The organism is Acidobacterium sp. S8 (genome assembly GCF_009765985.1).
Lineage (GTDB): Bacteria > Acidobacteriota > Terriglobia > Terriglobales > Acidobacteriaceae > Alloacidobacterium.
In genome coordinates this window covers 113,883-135,169 of record NZ_LMUM01000037.1, presented here as the reverse complement: position 1 = coordinate 135,169, position 21,287 = coordinate 113,883, and the positions used below count along the sequence as shown (strand labels likewise).

Below are 21,287 nucleotides of genomic sequence, written 5' to 3'. Positions count from 1 at the left end.
CTTGTTCCTAAAACTTGGGCTCATGCCAATGTCCGAGCTCAAAAATTCCGTTGCCTTCCGCGTCCGTTCTGAAGCCGATGACGGCCAGCCTGCGCGCAAATGCTTTCTGAAAGCGCTCGCGATTATCTGCCTGCACTGCGAACGCCCGCCCCTGTTCTTCCTCGGATGCCTTCCATCTGGCGATCTCGCGGGGCACAATGATCGTTTCAACAATTGTCTCAGAAACTGTCTGCGGAGCCGGGAGCGTAGAACGAGAAACGCCAGACAGGATTGCCTGGACGTGCTCCGACTGCATCCACCACTCGGCATGCAAACGGTCTGTAGGCAATCCTCCTTGCAGACGAGAAGAGGATACACCATAAAAGTCCGGAGTGTACCTGCGAACGATCACGCCCAGCCTGTGGATATTGAGGAAAGAATTTTTAATCTCCAGCGGATCGAAGGTCCACTCCATCAGGCGGAAACCCCGGGCAATAGCGTCGTCGCGCTGGGCCAGTTTCAGCCGCCGGCCAATGCCGGAGTTGCGATACTCGGGAAGAACGGCCAGCATGTGGGAGTGCAGATACGGGTCCGGGCCTGCCTGGGGCTCGACCTGCGGGCGGACAGCCGGCAAAGCCATGGCGAAGCCAACGAGTTTTTCGTACGTATCGGATACTCCGCCGGTCACGTCGAAAGCTCCCAGCACCTGGCCGCCGATTTTTTGAGTGACGGTAAAGACGCGTCGCGGAATCACGTCGCCGTCGGAATATCCCCATACTGCGATCTGGAGCTGAACACAGGCATCGAGTTCTTCAAAGCCCTTGCAGGAGCGGATCACAATGGAATGCCCCTGCGGAGTGGTATAGGTCAGATTCATCACTTACTGTTCTCTTGGTCCTTGGCTTCTTTCCACAGCTTTTCCAAAGCCTCCGGGGATAGCTCTTCCAATGATTTCTCGCTGGCCGATTCCATAGCCGCGAAACGACGGCGAAACTTTGCATTCGTCTCCCGCAGCGCGAACTCGGGATCGACATGAAGGTGACGGGCTAAGTTCACGGCAGTGAAAAGCAAGTCGCCGATCTCTGCAGCGATGGCTTTTTCGTCCTTTTCCGCAGCAGTTAACTCAGCATGGATTTCGCCAATCTCCTCCTGCAGCTTGTCGAAAAGTCCGGTTACATCCGGCCAGTCAAAGCCTGCCTTCGCCGCCTTGGAGCCGAGCTTGGTCGCTTCCATCAAGGCAGGAAAGGAGCGAGGAACGCCATCGAGCCGCCCCGCTGCTTCTTCAACTTTTACATTAGCTATTTTCTCTAATTGCTTGATTTCTTCCCAATTGCGGAGAACTTGCCGCGAGTCGATTCCCTCCGTCTGCAATCCCTGCGCAGCGTTGCCCGCAGCAGCGGCAGCTTCGTCTCCGAAGACGTGGGGATGGCGGCGGATCAGCTTGCGGTTCAATCCCTCAACGACGTCGGAGATGGTGAAATCGCCTGCTTCTGATGCCATTTCGGAATAAAAAAGCACCTGCAGAAGCAGATCGCCAAGCTCATCTTTCAAGCCAGACCAGTCGCGGCGCTCGATGGCGTCGAAGACCTCATAGGTCTCTTCGAGGGTGTATTTGCGAATGGAATCGAAGGTCTGTTCACGGTCCCACGGACATCCGCCGGGTGCGCGCAAGCGGGCCATGATGGCCACAGCTTCGGCAAAGCTGCCGCCTGCATTCTGCTCTGAGGGCATACCCATACTTTAACCGATGCGACTGCCTCAGGCGTGGGTCAGCGGCTCAAGGCGGTGGGCAACGAAGTGAGTCACTTCATCGCTCATGTAGTCCGGCGGAGCGATCACAAACTGCGGCTTGTTTTCAATGAGCTTGAGGGAAACTTTCTGCCACTGAGGAAGAAGCTCTGAAGTGGCTGCTCGCACCAGCACTGCGTCCGCCCGGTCAAGAAAAAGTCGTGCCGAATCCTTGAAATCGGCCGTGCCTGCGTCGAGGACTGTCAGGTAGAGATCCGGACGCACGAATTGCAGGATGCTGTTCGATTCGATGATCGCGTTCTCTGCAGCGGCTAGCTCTTTGCGAATACGCGGCATAGCTTCGGCCAGCATGCCGGTGCGCGTCCGCACCCAGATGGAGCGCGCGGCGCCAGCAGCCAGAAAGCGGGCGGTATCGGTTCCGCTCTCTCGGCTTCTCTCTTCACTGACGGCGAGCGTATGGTCGTCCGTCTGGCAATCGCAGGGTTCACCATTGGCCGTGCAAAAGCCGTGGCCATATTGGGTAATTTTGAAGGCGGTCCAGCGGTACTGCGACAGGCGTGCAATCAGGCCCGCTACAACAGAGGTCTTGCCGATGTTTCGCGAATGCCCACCGATAACGACGACGGCCACGGCTTAATCCTCTTTCCGTTTCGATGCGCGGGTCAGCCGCGAGAGAGCAGCCAGTTCTTTGAGGTAGTCCTTGATCGGACGCGCCGGTGTGCCCCAGAAGACGATGCCGGGACCGCGAATTTTCTTCCGGGACGGGATGCCCGCCTGCGCCCCAAGAATCACCTTTTCGCCAATCTCAACGTGATCCGCGATACCAACCTGGCCGCCGACGATGGCGTCATCTCCTATCACGCTGCTGCCGGAGACGCCGGTCTGTGCGGCAATGACGACATTTTTCCCGATGCTGACATTGTGGCCGACGTGAACGAGGTTATCGAGCTTCACGCCGCGAGCGATACGGGTCTCTGCGAGCGCGCCGCGATCGACTGTGGTATTCGCGCCAATCTCTACGTCGTCTTCGATGATCAAGACGCCCTGTTGAGGAAATTGCAGGTATTCGCCGCTGGCGGCGTCACGAACATAGCCGAAACCATCGCCGCCGAGAACAGCTCCGGCATGCACTACGACGCGATCGCCTAATGTCACACCGGGATAGAGCACGACACGCGGATAGATGCGGCACTCCTGTCCGATTCGCGCATTTCTGCCAATCACGCAGCCGGGGCCGATCCTCGTTCCGACGCCTATATTTGCGTCTTCTTCGATGACCGCATACGCGCCGACGGAGACATTCTGGCCAAGAACTGCGCCGTGCCCGACAACCGCACTGGAATGCACTCCCGTCGCCAGCTCGGAGGAGCGGAGCATACGTGCCGCACGCGCAAAGCCGAGACGCGGCTGTTGCATGAGCAGCAGCGATTTCATATCAGATGCCTGTTTCGCCAGCTCTTCCGTCAGCAGCACAGCAGCGGCGGAAGATTGCAACGCACCCTGCAAAGCAGTTTCGTCTTCGGCGAAAACGAGAGACGCTCCATCCGCAAGGGCGGCGCTCGAAACCTGGACAATATCCCTATCCCCGCCGCGCAACTTCGCGCCGATAGCGTCTGCAATTTTCTTCAGGCTCGCCATATCACCTCAATACACCGAATTCTCGCCCTCGGGGCGCGTCTTCCAGCGCCGGTGTACCCAAAGCCACTGATCAGGATACCGCCTGACGTAATCTTCAATGGCTGCGGTGCACCTGGCCGTGTTGGTCACGGCGTCGGCCTCGTCGTTGCCGGTACGTTCGAAAGGAATCTCTTCACCGAAGTGCAGGACGTATTTCTTCTCTGCCTCTTCCCACAGCATGAAGCCCGGCAAAACAGCGGCTCCAGTTTTGAGCGCGACCCGCGCCAATCCGGAAGCGGTACACGCAGGCTTGCCGAAGAAAGGCACGAAGACCCCCTGAGGCGGCGTCATATTCGTATCCATGAGGATGCCGACGGTCTCGCCTTGCCGCATGGCTCCCAGCAGGCCACGGGCAAAATCATCCTTGTGCAGCACGCGGTTTCCGTGAGCGCAGCGAATGTCGTTCACCATCTTGTCCACCCTGGGATTATCGAGGCGTCGGATGACCATGCTCATCGCATATCCCATCAGCGAATGGTAGAAACTGGAGAGCTCCCACGCTCCCAGGTGACCGGTGACGATCAAAACGCCTTTGCCCTTGTTTCTGGCGTCCAGATAATTCTCGAGACCTTCGTAGCATATGAATGGCCGCGTATTCTCCGGAGTATATTTCGGCATCTGGCAGAATTCTGCGAGCTGCCAGCCCAGGTTGCGATAGAGACGACGCAATGTCTGCTCCCGCTCCGTGGAACTCCACTGCGGGAAAGCAAGCTCAAGGTTTCTCAATCCAACCTGGCGCAGGCGTGGCACCGCCTGCCATGCAAGCGCTCCTATGGATGCGCCGAAGGCCCGCGCAACGGGACGCGGCAACAGGCGCATAAAGCCAACCAATACCCAGACAACGGCGAACTCGAGACTTTCTCGCATGGAAGAAATTCATTTCAGTGTAACCGCAGGCAGGGCGGTGAGACGTTTTTGAGGCTTCGGCGGTGCCATTAGCCAAAAACAAAAGGAGCCGCATCGCTGCGGCCCCTTTTACATTATGAGTTTAAGGATGATTACTGGTCTTGGCTGGTGTGGAAATACTTTGCTACGGTGCGGAGGAACGGGCGTGCATCCTCGGGAGGAAGAACGTTGCCCTTCAGAATCTCTGCGAAAGTATGCGGAGCACCATACAGTTCCGTGGTGTCTTCCGAGTTCTGGCTGACAGTGGTTCCATCCAGATCAATACCAGCGAATAGACCCTTGCTGCGCGAGTAGGTTAAGAGTTCGGAGTGCAAGGTAATGTCCGTGGCAGCCTGAGCATTGCGGCCCACCGGGCCAGCGGAAGCAGCGGCATCGCCACCAATCTTGAACTTGCTCTTCAGAAGGTCTTGCAAACCCTTGTCATTCACGGCTACAAGAACTAGATCCGTTCCCTGACCGCCAATCTGGAAGCCGAATGACCCACCCGCCATGCGGATGAATACTGGACCGCTCCAACCGCGGCCTGTACGGCAGGTAACAACACCCTGGCCATACTCTGCGCCAACAATAAAGGCACCTTTCTTGAGGCTGGGAACAACTGCAATGCAGGTAGCCTGTTTTACGATGCCGTCGGGAATACCCTTATCCGGTGTTTGCATAATCTCATCGATGATGACCCGGGAATTTTCCAAACGCTGATCGAGCGTCGCTTTGTCACTGGCGGCAAGTGCGGGGAATGCCATGCCTGCCATGCACAACAGCGCTATAAATTTCTTCATTCGTTCTTTCCTCTTTCTTCTTATTGTCCATTGCTTTTAAAGATTTTGCAGAATGTTCCAGCTACAAAGCCGCGACCATTTTGAGAAGAGACACATCAACTGTATGAAAGCGCGGCTATGCTCTTCCTGACACTGTGATGCGAAGTTAGTCGCGCGGGTTGAATCGGAGGCGGGAAGGTGTCGCAAACAAAAAAATGGGGGTGGCTGGCAGTTTCCCGCAAAACCATCCCCGTTCCCCAGATCTGCGTTGTTGCTAATTGAGTTGTAAAGTTTTGAAGATATTCGCGCAAGATAACCGAGGTAGGTGGACCTAAGTAAGACCGACAGGCAGACGCCCGATCTGCCTCTAGCTCCCGCGCTCAGGACCACTCCCCAGCGCATGCTTGGCAGCGTGAATGGAAAGCGCGATGCGGTTTCCAACGCCGACCTTCCGCATCATCCGTCCCACATAGGACTTGACTGTACGGACCTCAATACCCAGCGCCTCAGCGATCTCCCGATTGGATCGGGCGGCCACAAGCAGCTGCAGGACTTCCAGCTCGCGAGTGGTAAATTGCGGCGCGGAACGGGTAGAGAATGTGCCGCCGCCAAGCATACGATCGACCAACTTGGAGAGGGCACTCCGAGGAGCCCAGATGGATCCGCTGTGCACAACTTCAATCGCACGTATAACTTCCTCCGGCGTCGCGCTGTCCTCGAGATAGCCCTTGGCGCCGGCAGAAATTGCTGCGATTACGCTCTCGTCATCCCCATCCTCGCTCATCACAATAATCCGAATGGCAGGCATTTCGGCGCGCAGGCGCTCGATGGTAGTCAGCATCTCCGCAGTCAGCATAAGACTGATAACCGCGATATCCAGAGAGTGGGCAGCCAGAAGACCATCGAGGCCGGTATCGGTAAGCTGCACCCCGGGAACCTCCTCGAGGATGCTTCGCAGGCCGGTACGGCGGATCGGCTCGACAGCCAGCAGGCCCAATTTCAGGGTCTGCGCGTATTGGCGTTGGTCATTCATCTAAAGCTTCGGCAGAACAATTCCCTGCTGTTTCTGATACTTTCCACGGCGATCCGCGTAGCTGATTTCGCACACTTCGTCCGACTGGAAAAACAAAATCTGGCAGAGGCCCTCATTTGCGTAGACCCGGGCAGGCAGAGGAGTCGTATTGGAGATCTCCAATGTCACGTATCCCTCCCACTCTGGCTCAAACGGCGTCACATTCACTATGATTCCGCACCGAGCATAGGTCGATTTTCCGACGCAAATCGTGAGTACATCCCGTGGGATCTTGAAATATTCGACAGAACGTGCCAAGGCAAATGAGTTTGGGGGGACGATCACCGACTCGGCCTGAACTGTAACAAACGACCGTTCGTCGAAATTCTTCGGGTCTATGATAGCGCTATTTACGTTGGTAAAAATTTTAAATTCATCGGAAACACGCAAATCGTATCCATAGGATGAAAGCCCATAGGAGATAACCCCTTCTTTTACTTGCTTTTCACTGAAGGGGTGAATCATTTGATTCTTTGTGGCTTGTTCTCTGATCCAACGGTCGCTCTTGATTGCCATGCAACTCCTTAATCTTGTCTAAAAGGGTATCGCGAAACTGTAAAAAGTAGAATAATCCGCTCAAAATCTGCATCTTATGTGACATCTGGGACGTTGACAATGGGCGGAAACATTTCTACTATCCTTGCTAGCCGGAAACATGTGTAGAAAAAGCCTTGTAAAAGAGAGGGAAGACGTTGATAAAACAGGACATTATTCATCACGTCATTGAACGCACCGGCCTGCCGCGCAACAAGGCGGAAGCAGCTGTAGACACGGTGTTTGAGAGCCTGAAGAAGGCGCTGGCTGGTGGTGACCGCATTGAGCTGCGAGGCTTTGGCGTCTTCAATGTGCGGCCCCGCAAGACTGGTATCGGACGCAATCCGCGGACCGGAGCGGTGGTTAATATCACGCCGGGCAAGGCGGTTCGGTTCAAACCCGGCAAAGAACTGCACCTGCTCGATTCCTAAACTGGCTCGTCGCTCACATCAGGCTTACGGCGTCCACATCCACGATTAGATTGCGTCGTGGAATTCCGGCAGCGTCTGCGTGCGCGAGCATGGCACGAAGTGTTTTCGCCAGGAGCTGGCGTTTTTCCGCTTTCATGACCAGATGAAATCGATAGATGCGCTTGATGCGTGCGATCGGCGCGGTTGCGGGGCCGAGCACGCGTACACCAGTGAGTTGAGTTTGCTGGAACCAGCGTCCCAGGGTAGCGGCCCATCCGGCGGCCTCTTCCAGATGCTGGCTCTGAATCAATACATTCGCCAATACCTGAAATGGCGGATAGTGCATCCACCGACGGTATTTCAATTCCCTCTCAACAAATGCGTGGAAATCATGCTTCGCCGCGCACTCAATTGCATAATGATCCGGATGGTAGGTCTGCACGATCACTTTTCCAGGCAATTCCCCGCGCCCGGCTCGTCCTGAAACCTGCGTCATCAATTGAAAGACGCGCTCTGAAGCGCGGAAATCCGGCATACCCAGTGCATGATCGCAACCGACGACCCCAACCAGCGTGACGCCGTGAATATCATGCCCCTTGGCGATCATCTGGGTGCCGACCAGCAGGTTGATCTCACCCGAATGGAGTCGGGTCAGCAGCCGTTCGAGATCGTGGCGCCCGCGTACCGTGTCGCGGTCCATGCGGCCAATTCGCGCTCCGGGAAATATCTCCTGCAACCGCTCTTCGCCCTGCTGTGAGCCCGCGCCGAGAAAATAGAGATGCTCGCTTTCGCATTTCGGACAGAGCTTGGGCACCGTTCTTTTGTAACCGCAATAGTGACATTCCAGGCGCTGGCCCACGTGTGCGCGGGCGTCGTCACTAGTCAGAGCTTTATGGTAGGTCAGCGAGATGGCGCAGTTTTCGCATTCCAGCTTTTCCCCGCAGGCACGGCACATCACCACGAACGAATAGCCCCGACGATTAAGCAGGATGATCGCCTGCTCGCCGCGCTCGATCGTAGCCTTTGTTTCTTCTATCAGCGAACGAGAAAAAAGCTGCTCCTGCCCTGTCTCCTGAAATTCGCGGCGCATGTCGATCAGCTCGACCAGCGGCAGCGGTCGCTGATTCACGCGCTCGTGCATCTCGATCTTCGCGTACCGGCCACGCTCGGCGTTCTGCCACGATTCAAGAGACGGCGTTGCCGACCCGAGCACGATGGTTGCAGATGAGAATTTTGCGCGCATCACAGCCACATCGCGGGCGTGGTAACGCGGCATCTCTTCCTGCTTGTAGCTGGAGTCGTGCTCTTCATCGACAACAATCAATCCGAGATTCTGAACCGGAGCAAAGATCGCCGAGCGAGTGCCGACAACAATGCGCGCATCCCCCCTGCGGATACGGTGCCACTGCTCGGCGCGCTCTTCGGGCGTGAGCGCCGAATGTAAAAGCGCTACGTCAGAGGCAAAAGCATGATGCAGTTGTGCGGCCATCGCCGGGGTGAGACCTATCTCGGGAACAAGTAAAATTGCCGACTTGCCCCGATCGAGCGCATGCCGCATGACAGCGAGGTACACGGCGGTCTTGCCAGAGCCTGTCACACCGTGCAACAGGTGTGGACGAAATTCGCCGGAGTCTGCCGCTGCTGTGATCGCATCAAATGCTGCCCGTTGCTGGAAGTTCAATTCATATTCAGGGCGTTTGATGCCGAGGCCAGTCAGATGAAAATCCGCCGCGCGCTCTTCGATGCGCACGAGCTCTCGCTTCACCAGTGTGGCCAGCGTCGATTGCGGCACTGTCAGCTTGCGCAGCTCCACAACTGGAAGCTCGCCCCCCGCACCCGCCAGCTCAGCCAGAATGATCTGCTGGTTTTCATTCAATTTCGGCAGCCGGGTGTCGGCGACAATCACGGCATAGCGGACGGTCCTTCGCGCATCGCGGGCATCGGCTGCCGTCTCGCGCGTGATCCAGCGCTTGCGCAGCATGCCCTGCAGCAGTTGCAGACTCGCTCCCGTCGCAGACCGCAGAGGTGAAGCGCGTGCTGCTTCACCATTCTCCAGATAGTTGAGAACGGCATATTCGATGTTCTGCTCTTCGGGCGAAAGTTTTGAGCGGCGCGACGATCCCTTTTCCGCGCCCTCATACAAGGCCTGGCGGCCTGCATCAGCAATGCGGTAGAGCACGACGCGCCGCACTTCGGCCGTCAGCGGGAGCATGGTGCGCAGAACCTCGCCCAAGGGAGCGATGTAGTATTGCGCGATCCACTGCGCCAGTTCAAGCAGGGTGCCGGAAATGATCGGATCAGGATCGAGAATGGCGAGGAGCGGTTTCGCTTCTACCGGCGGCGGGTCATCATGTACGCGTATCACGACCCCGGCCAGTTTTTCATTGCGAAACGGAACCAGCACGCGGCAGCCCACGCCTGGAACTTCGCCATTCAGCGCATAGGTAAAGGCGCGGTCGAGCGGAACAGGCAGGGCTACATCACAAAAAGCGGGCATGGTTCTTAGGCGAGAGTATCAGAAGAAATTTCCTCCCGCCTAAGCGCCTCGTAATGACTACTGGCCTGCGCTGCTCTGAGCCGGAGGTGCGGTCTGGCTCAGATGATCGAAGTTAAGAATGGCATTGAAGACGAGCGAATAGCTGCCGATGGTCTCACCTCGATACAAAGGATTATTGGCGAAGAGCAAAACCGTTCCCTTGCCCAGATGCGCGGCAACCACCGCTGCATGCTGCGCGAGCAGATCGCCATGGTCGAGCAAGCCCGAGACCAGCAGCGAATCTTTGTCTGCGTAGCGCAATACGACCTGAGGCCGCAACTCTGCCGGAATGACATTAGGGTTGTTGCGCATCTGCTCTTCGTTCAGCGGCATCGGCTCCCACGGCTTCGGACGTGGCCGCTCGTCGGCAGCAACAAAAGGACGGCCCTGCGGAATATCGGGGTCGTCTGGTCCGCCGCGTCCGGTTGGGCGCTGATCTTCGGCGCCGAAGCGCGGCCCACGCGTGCCTCCAACTGTATTGCTCACGTTCAGCGAAAGGCCATCTTCGCTATAGACAGTAAGTGGCTTGCTGTAGCCGTAGAGCAGCGGCGATTTGGAATCGACGACCGCGGTTCCCAGCAATGAGCCGACGACTTTTAGATCGCCGTGCGTGACGACAGAAACACCGGGCGCGAGGCCAGTGTCGATGGCGAACTGTGCCGTATCCTGCGAAGTGACGAGTAGGCCGCCCTGCTCTACGAAGTGACGCAGGTGGTCGACGCCGCTATAACCGAGCCCGGGGCGCATGTCATCTGTCGAATCGATACGGCCAAGGTTCGGCGTGAGCTCCGTCTTCTTCCACGGAAGCGCGTTGCCCCACATTGGCATCCCTTCGATGATCTGCTGTGTGCGCGAGTAACCTACCGGTGCGAAGAGGATGACGTCATATTTTGAACGCAGATCATCTTCACTGCTCACCGTCTGTGTGCTGATGTAGTCGTAGGGAACGCCCTGTTTATCGAGCGCCTGACGCCACCAGCCTTCACCCTGCGTACTGAGCCATGTGTGCATCATGGCAATGCGCGGCGCCGCAGCAGAGTGCATAGCAACCGATGGAGGAGTACATACCCCGACCATTGGCAGTAGCGTTTTTCCGAATGCCATCATTGCCTCCTCCCGCGAACTCTCCTTGATAATCAGGGAACCGGCTGGGAACTGCTGGTTATTCGCCGTGAACGGAGAATCTGCAACTGACACAGTTGCATTCTTCAGCAGATACCGAAACGTGATGAGACTCGGATCGGCATGATTGAGAACCAGATCGATAGAACAATTGCCTCCCCATCCCCCGAAACCTACTCCATCCGGAACGCTTTCCATTTTTGCCTTCAAAATCGCGGGCTCGATGACACGCACGGCCTCCACATTAAAGAGCGCAGGCAGCGACCAGCCAGTGTCGTCATATGGAGTCTTCTGCGGATCATTCGGTGCCCAGTACTGGCGATCAAGCAACGCATCGGCGATGCGCGAATAGGGCTGATCCATACGGATCACATAGCTGCCTGCTGGGAAGCTACGTTGCTCCGTCTTCGCTTGCTCGGACTTTGGTTTCGCTTCCTTGTCGTCAGCGTCGTCCTTCTTTTCGCGCTTGGGCTTAGCCGGAACCGCGACTGTCACAGCTTCCGTCGTCCTGCTGATTTCCACATGCTGTCCGCGAAGAACGTCGAGCAGCATGCGCTGCCGGTCTGCAGAATCGTCGTTGGCGGGAAGCACATAAGCGGCTGGTCCGGAATCAGTCGGCTTGAGGATGGAGCGCTTGCTCTTGAGATAGAAATTATTGAGAAAGGTCTGCGAGTTTTGCGCAAAATAGCTGAGCGAGACCAGCAGCGCAGTCTGCTCATAGTTATTGTTATCGCGCTGTGACCACTTGATCTTCGGATACGGCGGATTCTGGCGGAACCAGGTGCGCGAGTATTCGCCGGGCTGAAGGATGCGTTCGACAGTATCCGCACCCCCGTTGCCGAAGGTTTCGTAAAGACGGCTGATGCCGTTGTGCATCGCCGCCATAAACATCAGATAGCCAGGGCTCCAGGTGTCGAAGTCGCCGTGGGTGAAGACGCCCGGCATGCCGAACTTTGTCATCTCCTGCACGTTGTTCCAGCCAATCATCTGCCATTCGTTTGTCAGTATGGGATCGAGCCACGCGTTGTACGGCTCGTCTCCAACGGTGTTGTCATAGAGAAACGGAACCGACTCATGCAGATCGTGCAGCACTTGCGCGTGCCATCCGACATACGTGTTCAGCACGTTGCGTGAAAGGTCGAGCGTCAGCGTCATGGCATCGCGGTTGTTGTCATGCGCAACATAGTGCCCCCAGTACATGAGCCGCGGATAGTTCTCATTCGGATGCGCCTTGTGCCACTTGTAGATATCGACCATACGATCGCGCCCGTCCACTTCGACGACCGGAGTAATCAGCGTAATCATGTGCGTACGGATGTACTGAATGTAAGGCGAGTTATCAACAGTCAGACGATATGCCAGCTCCATCAGAGCGGTCGGCGCTCCGGTTTCCGGCGAATGAATCGTGCCTGTGATGTAGTAAACAGGCACGGACTGCTTGACCAGCTCGGCGGCGGTCGCGTCGTTCATATGGATGGTGCGCGGGTCGGCGAGCTTCGCCAGCCGCGCATCATTTTCTTTGTAGTTCTTCAGCAGCGATTCGTCGGCAACAGCAACCGCGATCATCTCGCGGCCTTCTTCCGTGTGGCCGATCGTAAAGACCTTGACCCGCGGACTCGCTTTTTCCAGCATGCGGAAATAGGCGTAAACATCTTCCGCGTAAGGAAGCATATCGGGAGCACCAGAGACATCGCCTAGAGCCTTTGCCGGCGTCGGCACCGTCGATGATGCCGGCAGGTAGTCCGTAAGGTGCGAATTCAGCTCTGGCAGCGTTGTGTATTTTGCAATGCGCTGCGTGTAATCCTGATCGACTGCCTGCTTCGGATCGCGCGCGTAAGTCTGATCAATCTGTGCTGACGCATATAGGCTGGTAAAGGCCACACTAAGCAAAAACGCTTTTCTACAGAAAGCGCAAAACGGCATCGCTGCCCCCTCGTATCTATTGATAATTCTTGGGAATTTAATCTGGATACAAAGATAGCAGACTGTTTGTAAAGGGCTAGTGACTCACTTCCTCTTCGACAACTGCGGGAACTTTCGGCTGAATAATACCGAGTTGCTCATAGACCGGCCGCATCTCCACGCGAATCGATTTCATGCGCGACCAGAACCATAGCGCTCCCGCGACGCAGGCGACACCGCTGATCATCACGGTTCGCTGTGAGCCTATGCTGTGTCCCAGCGCGCCTGCCATCAGGCTGCCGAATGGGGCCATCCCGACAAACGCAACCGTGTAGTAGCTCATAACACGGCCGCGCTTATCCTCAGGCACCAGCGTCTGGATGATGGTGTTGCTCACGGTCAGACCCTGCATCATGCCGAAGCCTGTCACCAGCATCAGCGCCATCGAGAGCCACTGCATATGAGAGAGGCCAAAACCAACCAGCCCGACGCCAAACACGGCGGCCGCGATCGGAATCATCTTGAGAAGCCCACGCACCGACTTACGCAGAACCAGCGATAGAGCCGAAGCTAATGCGCCCACGCCGAGAGCACCCATCAGAAAGCCAAGCGTATGCGGGCCTCCGTGCAACACCTGCGCAGCGAAGATTGGCATAAGCACAACAAAAGGCATGCCCATGAGACTAAGCAAGGCAAAGAGCAGCAGGATCGTCCGAATCGGCGCGAAGCCCGAGACATAGGTCCAGCCTTCTTTCAACTGCTCCACCATGGAAGCCGCTGCACGCTTCACTGCCACTACCGGAACACGCATCATGAGCAGAGAGATAATGACGGCGATGTAGCTGACGCCATCTATGAGGAAACACCAGCCTTCATTGGTTGCCGCAATCACCAGACCCGCGAGCGATGGCCCAACGAGCCGTGCCAGATTGACCATGGATGAATTGATGGCAATAGCGTTCGACAGATCGCCGCGGTCTTCAACCATCTGCACCAGGAAGGCCTGGCGGCCGGGCATATCGAAAGCGTTGATCACACCCTGAAAAACGCTGAGCGCCAGCACCTCATGGATATTGATCAGCTTCGTCAAGGTCAATGCAGCCATAGCCAGCGACTGCACCATGGCAAGTACCTGCGTCCATATCAGCACGCGGCGGCGGTCCATTCGATCGACCAGCACACCGGCGAAAGGCGCGAGCAGAAATGTCGGAATCTGGCCGGCGAAGCTCACCGTGCCCAGCAGCAACGATGACTTCGTCAGCCGGTACACCAGCCACGCCGTGGCGATGCGCGTCATCCAGGTGCCGATAAGCGAAATACTCTGGCCGCTGAAAAACAGGCGAAAATTGCGGTGGCGGAGAGCCCGCCACGCATGGGAATAGTCCCGTGAGGATGCCGGTTTTTCCGGCTCTATCTTTTCGTCTGAGTCGATGGCCATGCGCAAAGATTATTTTCGCTGATCTTCTATTTTCGATGCGCGAAACCATCTACGTACTGCAAATACTTCCCGCTTATTTCCCAGATGGGCGCAGACGTATAAAAATGGCAACGCCCATCGGGTCGCTTCCGTAAACAGGTTGCAGACGCGAACCAGGCGTGTATATCGTCGTCTGTGCGCCGATCGCTGTTTTCCAGTGCGGCAGCAGATCGAAATCGCGATCGTAGCCAAAGGTATAAGCCTGCACTCGCCCTGCTGGCTCTTCATGAAAGCCGGGCGGCACAGGATTCTCGCCGAGCAACAATTCCGTGGTGCGATCAACATTCTCCATGCGTGTCCAGACATAATTCTTTTCTGCAAAGCGCAGCGTCGATTCAAGAAGGTAGCTGTTCTGGACGACGCTATCTGTGAGCGAGCGCGTCCTTCCCCACGCCAGCGTGCTCGTCCAGTTGCCGTGTTGCATCGGCCGGTTATACATTGCGGAAGCCGTCATGCGCTCCTGATCTTCATCGGGAAACAGCGCCTCCGGGCTGTGAATGCGGCCATAAGAATATTGCCCGCTCCAGTTCTTTCCAGGCTGCAGCGTCAATCTTGTTGACCATGAGTCGATAGCACCCTGCTGCACCTGCCAGCGATGCTCGTTCGGCTCACGGCCATGGAAGCCGCTGCCTTCGATGCGCACAATGCCATGGGTAAAGCCCACTGTAATGACATCATCGGCGATGTGAGTCGAGTCTTCCTGGTGATGCCCAAGCGTGCCCACAGGATTTTCAAAGGCGGAAGCGCGATGCGGGTAAGCTGTTGGCCCAATCGCCGGATCGCCAACCGGAGCCGCATAAAAGGAGAGCAGAGTTTTCTCGCCCAGCTTCCAGTCGTAAATGGCAGTCAGTTCCATCAGGAAATTGTGCGGGTGCTGGCCATCGACAATCGGATTACCATAAGCGGTTTCTCCTTGCTGGAAGAGCAGTGGATATTGCCGATCTGTAATGGTTGCCGGCTCAAGGCTGAACATGACGCGCAGCGCGAGATAGCCGGGGCCAAGCTGGCGCTGCGCCATCGGCATAAACCAGTTCGTAGAGAAAAACTTATCACCGCCACGCGGACTCGTCTGCTGTTCATCGAGTATGAATGCGTTTGCATGAAACATGAGCATCCAGTCGCCGTGCATCTTCATCCACATCGGCGTTGGCGTCGAATCGGGCTCGGCACTCGTACCGGAACTGGCGTGGTGCTCAATCTGCTGCGCAAATGTATCGCTGCCGCGGCTCATCAAATTATCCATCTTCATGCCGTCCGACATAGGCATGGACATCGACTGCTGCGCAGCAGCCACTACGCTGCCCAACAGCAGCGGTAAACAAAAAAGCCTGTTCACGAAAACTCCTCAAGAGGAAAACAGAAAACACTCACAACGGCATAGCTGGCCGTTATTTCCTTGATCAGAGGAGGCGGGGAATCAAATGCGAAGGGGTATTACGAAGGAAGATCGCACGAAGCCTGGTGAAGAATCTTCATAGGCAGCCGTTCCGAAGGCTGCATAAATGACGCCTGCCATCGGAGATGCTGAAGAATCCGCCGCAGCATGGAACTGCACGGCTCGCCCTTCTGCAACGCTCGCGGGGCCTTGCAGTGGATGGTCGCAATCGTGAGCATTCTTGATAGACGGAGTTCCAGCGCAGTGACGCGCCTGTTGCGGGCAGCATACAGCAGATCTCAACGCGGGGCCACACGTCATCTCGCAGGCAGCGGAAGAGACCATGCCAGCAACCAGAAGCAAGGTCATCATTACCGAGAAAACGAGATGCGTTTGCCTGCGCATGCTTGTATCGTACTCCATCAATGGATAGCGATTTCGCCGCCGGAACCGGGTTTGTTCTTGCGCAGCAAGAAGCCCAGCGGAACCATGATCAAGGATGCGGCGCACAGAATAAAATACATGTCGCGATATGCGAGCGTATGGGCCTGCTGCTGCATCATGTTGTAAATCTGTCCCTGCGCCAGTTGATTTGCATTCGCCGCACCTGCGGTCCGCGAAAATACACTGCTGAGTGCGCTAATTTGATTTTGTAGGTTCGCGGTCGAAGGCGTCAGCTGTTTCAGCATCTGGTTCTGATGGAATTGCCCAAGCTCCGTAATGCCCGCGCCGGTGAGCGAGATAAGAATGCTGCCGCCAATATTGCGCACAAAATTGATGAGGCCTGAGACCTGGTTGTTCTTCTGTACTGGCATGCCGAAATAAGCTGCGGTCGTCACCGAAATGAAAACGAACGGAATCGCCGCCACCTGAACAACTCTGAGGAAAGACGCCATCCCAAAGCTGAGGCCCAGGTTGATGCGGATCGCTGTGTAGTAATAGGAAGCCGCAAAACAGCAGAAGCCGAAGACGATGATATTACGCGCGGGCAGGCGGCTCACAGCCTGACCCGCCAACGGCATCATGAAGAGCAGGACCAGTCCGCCAGCCGACAGGGACAAACCCGCAATGGTCGCCGTGTAACCAAGCTGCGCCTGCAGAAACTGCGGCTGTAACACGGTCGTCGCATTCAGCAGGCCGCCGGTAAAGAGCATGAGAAAACAGCAGGTAGCGAAATTGCGATTCTTGAGAAGGCGCAACTCCATGATGGGATTTTTGGCGTACCACTCCCATGCGAGGAGCGCGATGAACGAAACGATGAAAGCAATTCCGAAGAACCGGATAAAGTCGGAATTGAACCAGTCCTTCTCTTCGCCCTTGTCGAGCGTGATCTGCAGCGCCGCCATCGAAATCACCAGCAGCCCGATTCCCATGCCATCCACTTTGAGCAGATTTTTACGGTCGGCCTTGATCCACGGTGGATCGTCCACCATACGCTGCGTCATGATCAGCGCAAGAATGCCGACAGGAATATTGATGTAGAAGATCCAGTGCCAGCTGTAATTATCGGTAATCCAGCCGCCAAGTGTCGGGCCAATCGAAGGCGCGAGAATTGCAACGATGCCATAGAGCGCAAAGGCGAGACCGCGCTTCGAGGGCTCGAAGGAATCGGCCATGATGGCCTGCGCCATAGGCTGCAGACCGCCTCCGCCTGCGCCCTGAAATACGCGAAAGAGCAAAAGCAATCCCAGTGACGGAGCAATACCGCATAGAAATGAGCTGACGGTAAAGATCACGATGCAGAACATGAAGAAGTTCTTGCGGCCAATAATGCTTGCGGCCCATCCGCCCATGGGCAGTACCACAGCATTGGAAACGAGATACGCGGTCAGCACCCACGTACTTTCATCCTGACTCGCTCCGAGGCTACCGGCGATGTGCGGCAGCGCTACGTTGGCGATGGACGTATCCAGAACTTCCATGAACGCGGCCAGAGCCACCGTCGCAGCAATTGCCCACGGATTGGCTCGCGGGCGCCAACGCTCCTGCGCTACTAGTTTTGGTTCAGCAACTGTTGAGCCTGCCGCCATCGTTGAGGATCGTTCCCTTCAAGATCGGGTGATTGGATTTTACGCGTTATTTCATAGATGCCATTCGATGCCTTATCGACGCTAAGATGCGCCGATTCTGTGAATTTAGCAACATTATTGCGGCTCTATTGGGGGCCGGCAGAGTCGTTCACCGCCCAATAACTGGCCCGCGCCACCACGCGCGCATCGTAATCGGTGTTGAGCTTCACCTGAATGGTATGCAGCCCAGGAGTTAAATCCGTGGGATGAAAGCTGAGGATATACCGGTTGCGCGCATGGCTTGCCAACTCATCCACGCGATCCTGGAAACCCTTTTCCTTGGTGAAAGCTGCGTACTCGCCGCCACTCATGACGGCAATTTCGCGAGACGCATTCTTGTGAACCGCAGCTATCGCCATTTTCAACGGAGCGAGCACATCGATCGATGAGCCTCCTTCTGCATTGCCCTTACCCCACTCAATAAGGTTCGCCTTTGTCGGCGAAAACGTAAGACTCAGCACAAGCGTATTGCTGGTGCCGATACGTTCCACCAGGTCCTGCGCGCTGACAGTTTTGCTGCCGTGGTCGCGCGATTCGCTGATAAGCAGCAGCACGCGGCGATGATCCGGAGGCCGATGTTCCAGCAGATCGACGGAATAGCCAACCGCATCGAGAATCGCAGCACCTCCATCACCGGGCTTCAAACGCTGAAGGTCCTGGGTGATATCGCTGGTATCGCGGGAGAAGGGGTCAAGGTAAAGAGGTTTGGAATCGAAGACCACCAGCGCTGCCTCGCCGCGTCCGCCAGCGGTAAAAAGATCGAGCAGCGGACCAAGCTTCGCAAGCTTGCTGAATTCGAGATCACTGGACCGTCCGCGCTCGATGCAGACTACGAGTGAGACAGGTTGCATGTCGAGATCATCATCAACATGCACTTGCTGCGGAACTCCGTTGTCCAGCAATGTGAAATCTTTTTCGGCCAACCCATAGACCACCTCACCGGATGGCTTTTCCACCAGCGTAGGCACCAGCACCACGCTGGTGTTGACGCGAATGGTCGGCGGAACTTGCTGATCGGGCGGTTCACGATCTGCTGGTTGCTGCGGCTGAGGTTGCGGTTGGGCTGGCGGTTCACCTGGAAACGGCTCCTGCGCGCGAAGAGGCTGCGCGACCAGGAGTGCGAGACCAGTGCAAAGAAGCGCGAATCGCAACGAAGAAAATGCCGCAGCTCCTTTTTGAAAAAAGAAACGGGCCGAGGTTCGAAACATCACTCCCCCGAGCCGCGCACAGAGAGACGCTTGATTCCGTCAATCTCGTTGGTCCATTTCAGAAAGCGAAGCAGATTGCGCTTTTCGGACCATACGAAACCAAGAATGTCTCGCGTCTGGAGCTTCTCAGCTTTCATGCCGGAATAAGTTTCAATTCGCCACTTGATATATTCGCTGCGCCACGGACGCAGACGGTGGCCGCGAGTCGCATTCCAGAGAAAGCGGAAGGATGCCAGCATTAAGAAAATGATACAGCCATCCTACTTGGGCGTTGTGAAGCAGCTGTCAGTTCAACGCGTGTAGCTATAGGTGCCGCACATATTAGAGGAATTCGAGATTGCATCCAGCGTGAAGGTAGGAGCTTTCTGTCCGGAAAAGAATGCGAGATGCAACGTGTGGCCGTCAACATAGGTTGCCATCCACTGAGTATCTTCAGAGCCGCACAAAGTGTTCTTGTGCATAAACTTTTTTGAAGCGGGTATGTTCACTTTGTAGAGATGGCCCTTTTCACTGGAGTTGCTGTCTACATCAAAAACTGAACTTGCTTCTGCCGGTTCAAGATCGCGTGCGCGAACAAGGGCAAAGTTGGCAAAGTAGATCGTTAACTTTGTTTCAGATATTCCCACATCCCCTGTAACCGACTGCGCTGTCGAACCCGCCGCGCGCCAATATCCAAATTCCTGTGCGCTGACCGACGCGCAACAGGCCAACACCAATACAGCAATGGCGCAAATTACTTTTTCTCGCTTCATCTCTTAAGGATGACATTCGCAGGCACTCTGAGCAATGGCAGACACTTTGAACCGGAAAGCCGCTCCTGATTACGAGTGGGTGCACGGCGTAAATTTCTTCTGGTAATATGCCCGCGTCATCACGATGGCCGGAACGCCGATGCCGGTCGGCACCACCCATATCCACCAGGCTCCGTGAAGCAAAGGTCCAATCGTGACAACACTGAAAGCCGTCCACGCCGCAATATAGCTGCCCAGCATCCCGGAAATGTGGGCGTACCACCAGAACATTTTTTCTTTTGGTCGATGAGTAAACTTCCAGGCGGTAGTTCCAGCGATCCACATGCCGAGTGCGCCGAAGACTATGGCCGGAATGCCCAGATGCTGTACCAGCGCCGGCTTCACTGCGCCGAAGAAAGCCAAAGCGAAGCTGGCGATAAACGTGACAACCAAAGCTAGCCAGTCCAGAGTTGTTACCGTTTTTTCGCCTTTGTACGCAGCTTTCTGCCCAAGCACGCGATAGCCGACAAACGCCGAATAGAAGCTGAAGATCGCCACTAGTCCGAGGAAAAGCACAGGGCGATAGAAAGCCATCACCAGAGCAGTTACGGCAACGACGGCCATCGCCCAGAAATAGATGACGCCCCATCGGCGATGCGCCTTGCCGCCCTTCGCCGTAAGCAGCGCCAGCGGCGCGAGAAGAAAAGCGGAAGCTCCAGCCGTTATATGAACGGCCAGAATCGACTTCATCCATAACGGATCTTGCATGGCAAACCTCCTGCTTATGACTGCCGGCTTCTGAGCTTTTTGAGAGTCTCCTCAGCCCAGGCCAGCTCAGCCTTTGCCCTATGCTCGCCGTAGCTTAACGTCATCTCCCAGAACGGCAGCCCCGGATCAGCGCTGTTTTCCTTTTGCAGTCGGTGACGAATCTCCGCATATTCCACTAATTGCTGCTTCAACAGCGCCCGATGATCCTCGACCTGCCTGCGGCTGACTTCCACCGGCGTCCACTGGCCGAAAAAAAGCTTGAGCAGAAGCTCATTACGCGGGACCTCGGGATTTGCCGGAAGAACCAGCCACTCCTCCAGGCGCGTCTTCCCCGCTGGAGTGAGCGAATACACATTGCGATCGGGCTTGCCCTTTTGCCGCTGAGTTTTCTTTGTAACCAGTCGCTCTTTTTCGAGCTGCCGCAGCGTGGGATAAATCTGCCCGTAGCCTTCGCGCCAGAAATGCCCCACCGACCAGGCGCTCAGCTGCTTCAGGTCATAGCCGGACATGGGACGGAAACTCAGAAGCCCCAGTAGGGCAAATTGGCTTTGGTTAATACGAGCCGACATATCAGAACCACCCTGTGGCGATGACCGCCGCCAGAAAAACGATCTGCAATCCCGTCCGCACCGCCAAACCGGGAACCGGCCGGCCATGGATCGTAAGCCGATGCCTGGCCGCGTATGCGTTCGCGGGAAACAAGGCGACCAGCAATACGGCAAGACAGATGGATGCAGTCTTTGCAGTCGGGTCCAATAACAGCCCAATGGCCCCCGCGATTTCGGCGATGCCAGTGAGTGTCACCAGCAGTTCCGGACGCGGGAAGGATGGCGGCACCATGCGGACGATGTCTGCCCGCCGCTTGCCCCAGTGCGCAGAGGCAGTCAACAGAAACATAGCTGCCAGGGCTATACGAAGGCAATGTAGCCAATCATCCAGAAAATGAACGCCAGCCAAGCCCAGCAACCGAGCAAGAAGAAAGACGACAACGAGAACGAGGAAAGGAAGCACGGC

20 protein-coding genes are annotated in these 21,287 nt (G+C 56.2%); 1 reads left to right on the top strand and 19 read right to left on the bottom strand.

Annotated features, from left to right (window positions below; translation table 11 throughout):
• Positions 1 to 7: 7 nt before the first annotated feature.
• The 8 genes from GSQ86_RS19360 to dcd all read right to left on the bottom strand — a co-directional run bounded on the left by GSQ86_RS19360 (position 8) and on the right by dcd (position 6,657).
• Positions 8 to 856, bottom strand: coding sequence for a GNAT family N-acetyltransferase (locus GSQ86_RS19360; RefSeq protein WP_158751834.1), 849 nt, complete (start codon positions 854 to 856; stop codon positions 8 to 10).
• Positions 856 to 1,710 carry a nucleoside triphosphate pyrophosphohydrolase gene (mazG, locus tag GSQ86_RS19355; protein WP_158751833.1) on the bottom strand — a complete coding sequence of 285 codons (855 nt, stop codon included), beginning with the start codon at positions 1,708 to 1,710 and terminating at the stop codon, positions 856 to 858. Before mazG ends, GSQ86_RS19360 begins: the two co-directional genes overlap by 1 nt.
• A 27-nt stretch (positions 1,711 to 1,737) precedes the next feature.
• Positions 1,738 to 2,358 carry a hypothetical protein gene (locus GSQ86_RS19350; protein ID WP_158751832.1) on the bottom strand — a complete coding sequence of 207 codons (621 nt, stop codon included), beginning with the start codon at positions 2,356 to 2,358 and terminating at the stop codon, positions 1,738 to 1,740.
• Between the two features lie 3 nt (positions 2,359 to 2,361).
• Positions 2,362 to 3,366 (bottom strand): UDP-3-O-(3-hydroxymyristoyl)glucosamine N-acyltransferase, encoded by a 1,005-nt coding sequence (lpxD, locus tag GSQ86_RS19345; protein WP_158751831.1) that lies wholly within the window; start codon positions 3,364 to 3,366, stop codon positions 2,362 to 2,364.
• 6 nt (positions 3,367 to 3,372) lie between these two features.
• Complete coding sequence (locus GSQ86_RS19340) at positions 3,373 to 4,272, bottom strand: lysophospholipid acyltransferase family protein (RefSeq protein WP_158751830.1); 900 nt, start codon at positions 4,270 to 4,272, stop codon at positions 3,373 to 3,375.
• A 131-nt stretch (positions 4,273 to 4,403) separates the two neighbouring features.
• The gene (locus GSQ86_RS19335) at positions 4,404 to 5,090 is read right to left on the bottom strand and encodes a lipid-binding SYLF domain-containing protein (RefSeq protein WP_158751829.1); all 687 of its coding nucleotides are present in this window, start codon (positions 5,088 to 5,090) and stop codon (positions 4,404 to 4,406) included.
• Positions 5,091 to 5,436: 346 nt separating this feature from the next.
• Entirely contained in the window at positions 5,437 to 6,102 is a 666-nt protein-coding gene (locus tag GSQ86_RS19330) for a response regulator transcription factor (protein ID WP_158751828.1), read from the bottom strand.
• Positions 6,103 to 6,657: a dCTP deaminase gene (gene dcd, locus GSQ86_RS19325; RefSeq protein ID WP_158751827.1), complete on the bottom strand. Its 555-nt coding sequence runs from the start codon at positions 6,655 to 6,657 to the stop codon at positions 6,103 to 6,105.
• Between the two features lie 176 nt (positions 6,658 to 6,833).
• On the opposite strand from dcd, the gene GSQ86_RS19320 reads away from it, so the two are divergent.
• Positions 6,834 to 7,106: an HU family DNA-binding protein gene (locus GSQ86_RS19320; protein WP_158751826.1), complete on the top strand. Its 273-nt coding sequence runs from the start codon at positions 6,834 to 6,836 to the stop codon at positions 7,104 to 7,106.
• Positions 7,107 to 7,119: 13 nt separating this feature from the next.
• Here GSQ86_RS19320 and priA read toward each other — a convergent pair whose 3' ends face one another.
• The 11 genes from priA to GSQ86_RS19265 all read right to left on the bottom strand — a co-directional run bounded on the left by priA (position 7,120) and on the right by GSQ86_RS19265 (position 21,284).
• A complete protein-coding gene (priA, locus tag GSQ86_RS19315; protein WP_158751825.1) occupies positions 7,120 to 9,582 on the bottom strand; it encodes a primosomal protein N' in 2,463 nt (820 codons plus the stop codon).
• A 57-nt stretch (positions 9,583 to 9,639) separates the two neighbouring features.
• Complete coding sequence (locus GSQ86_RS19310) at positions 9,640 to 12,624, bottom strand: M14 family zinc carboxypeptidase (protein ID WP_254062572.1); 2,985 nt, start codon at positions 12,622 to 12,624, stop codon at positions 9,640 to 9,642.
• 118 nt (positions 12,625 to 12,742) lie between these two features.
• Entirely contained in the window at positions 12,743 to 14,083 is a 1,341-nt protein-coding gene (locus GSQ86_RS19305; protein ID WP_158751823.1) for an MFS transporter, read from the bottom strand.
• Between the two features lie 73 nt (positions 14,084 to 14,156).
• A complete protein-coding gene (locus GSQ86_RS19300) occupies positions 14,157 to 15,458 on the bottom strand; it encodes a hypothetical protein (protein WP_254062499.1) in 1,302 nt (433 codons plus the stop codon).
• Between the two features lie 461 nt (positions 15,459 to 15,919).
• On the bottom strand, positions 15,920 to 17,527 hold the full coding sequence (locus tag GSQ86_RS19295) for a DHA2 family efflux MFS transporter permease subunit (RefSeq protein WP_158751822.1): 1,608 nt from the start codon (positions 17,525 to 17,527) through the stop codon (positions 15,920 to 15,922).
• A 125-nt stretch (positions 17,528 to 17,652) separates the two neighbouring features.
• On the bottom strand, positions 17,653 to 18,774 hold the full coding sequence (locus tag GSQ86_RS19290) for a VWA domain-containing protein (protein WP_158751821.1): 1,122 nt from the start codon (positions 18,772 to 18,774) through the stop codon (positions 17,653 to 17,655).
• Positions 18,774 to 19,013 carry a hypothetical protein gene (locus GSQ86_RS19285; protein ID WP_158751820.1) on the bottom strand — a complete coding sequence of 80 codons (240 nt, stop codon included), beginning with the start codon at positions 19,011 to 19,013 and terminating at the stop codon, positions 18,774 to 18,776. The genes GSQ86_RS19290 and GSQ86_RS19285 overlap by 1 nt, the downstream gene beginning before the upstream one ends.
• A 51-nt stretch (positions 19,014 to 19,064) precedes the next feature.
• Positions 19,065 to 19,526: a hypothetical protein gene (locus GSQ86_RS19280; RefSeq protein WP_254062498.1), complete on the bottom strand. Its 462-nt coding sequence runs from the start codon at positions 19,524 to 19,526 to the stop codon at positions 19,065 to 19,067.
• Between the two features lie 69 nt (positions 19,527 to 19,595).
• On the bottom strand, positions 19,596 to 20,273 hold the full coding sequence (locus tag GSQ86_RS19275; RefSeq protein WP_158751819.1) for a DUF2306 domain-containing protein: 678 nt from the start codon (positions 20,271 to 20,273) through the stop codon (positions 19,596 to 19,598).
• Positions 20,274 to 20,287: 14 nt separating this feature from the next.
• Positions 20,288 to 20,842, bottom strand: a complete 555-nt coding sequence (locus GSQ86_RS19270; protein ID WP_158751818.1) for a PadR family transcriptional regulator — start codon at positions 20,840 to 20,842, stop codon at positions 20,288 to 20,290.
• A 1-nt stretch (position 20,843) separates the two neighbouring features.
• Positions 20,844 to 21,284 (bottom strand): DoxX family membrane protein, encoded by a 441-nt coding sequence (locus GSQ86_RS19265; protein ID WP_158751817.1) that lies wholly within the window; start codon positions 21,282 to 21,284, stop codon positions 20,844 to 20,846.
• Positions 21,285 to 21,287: the final 3 nt, after the last annotated feature.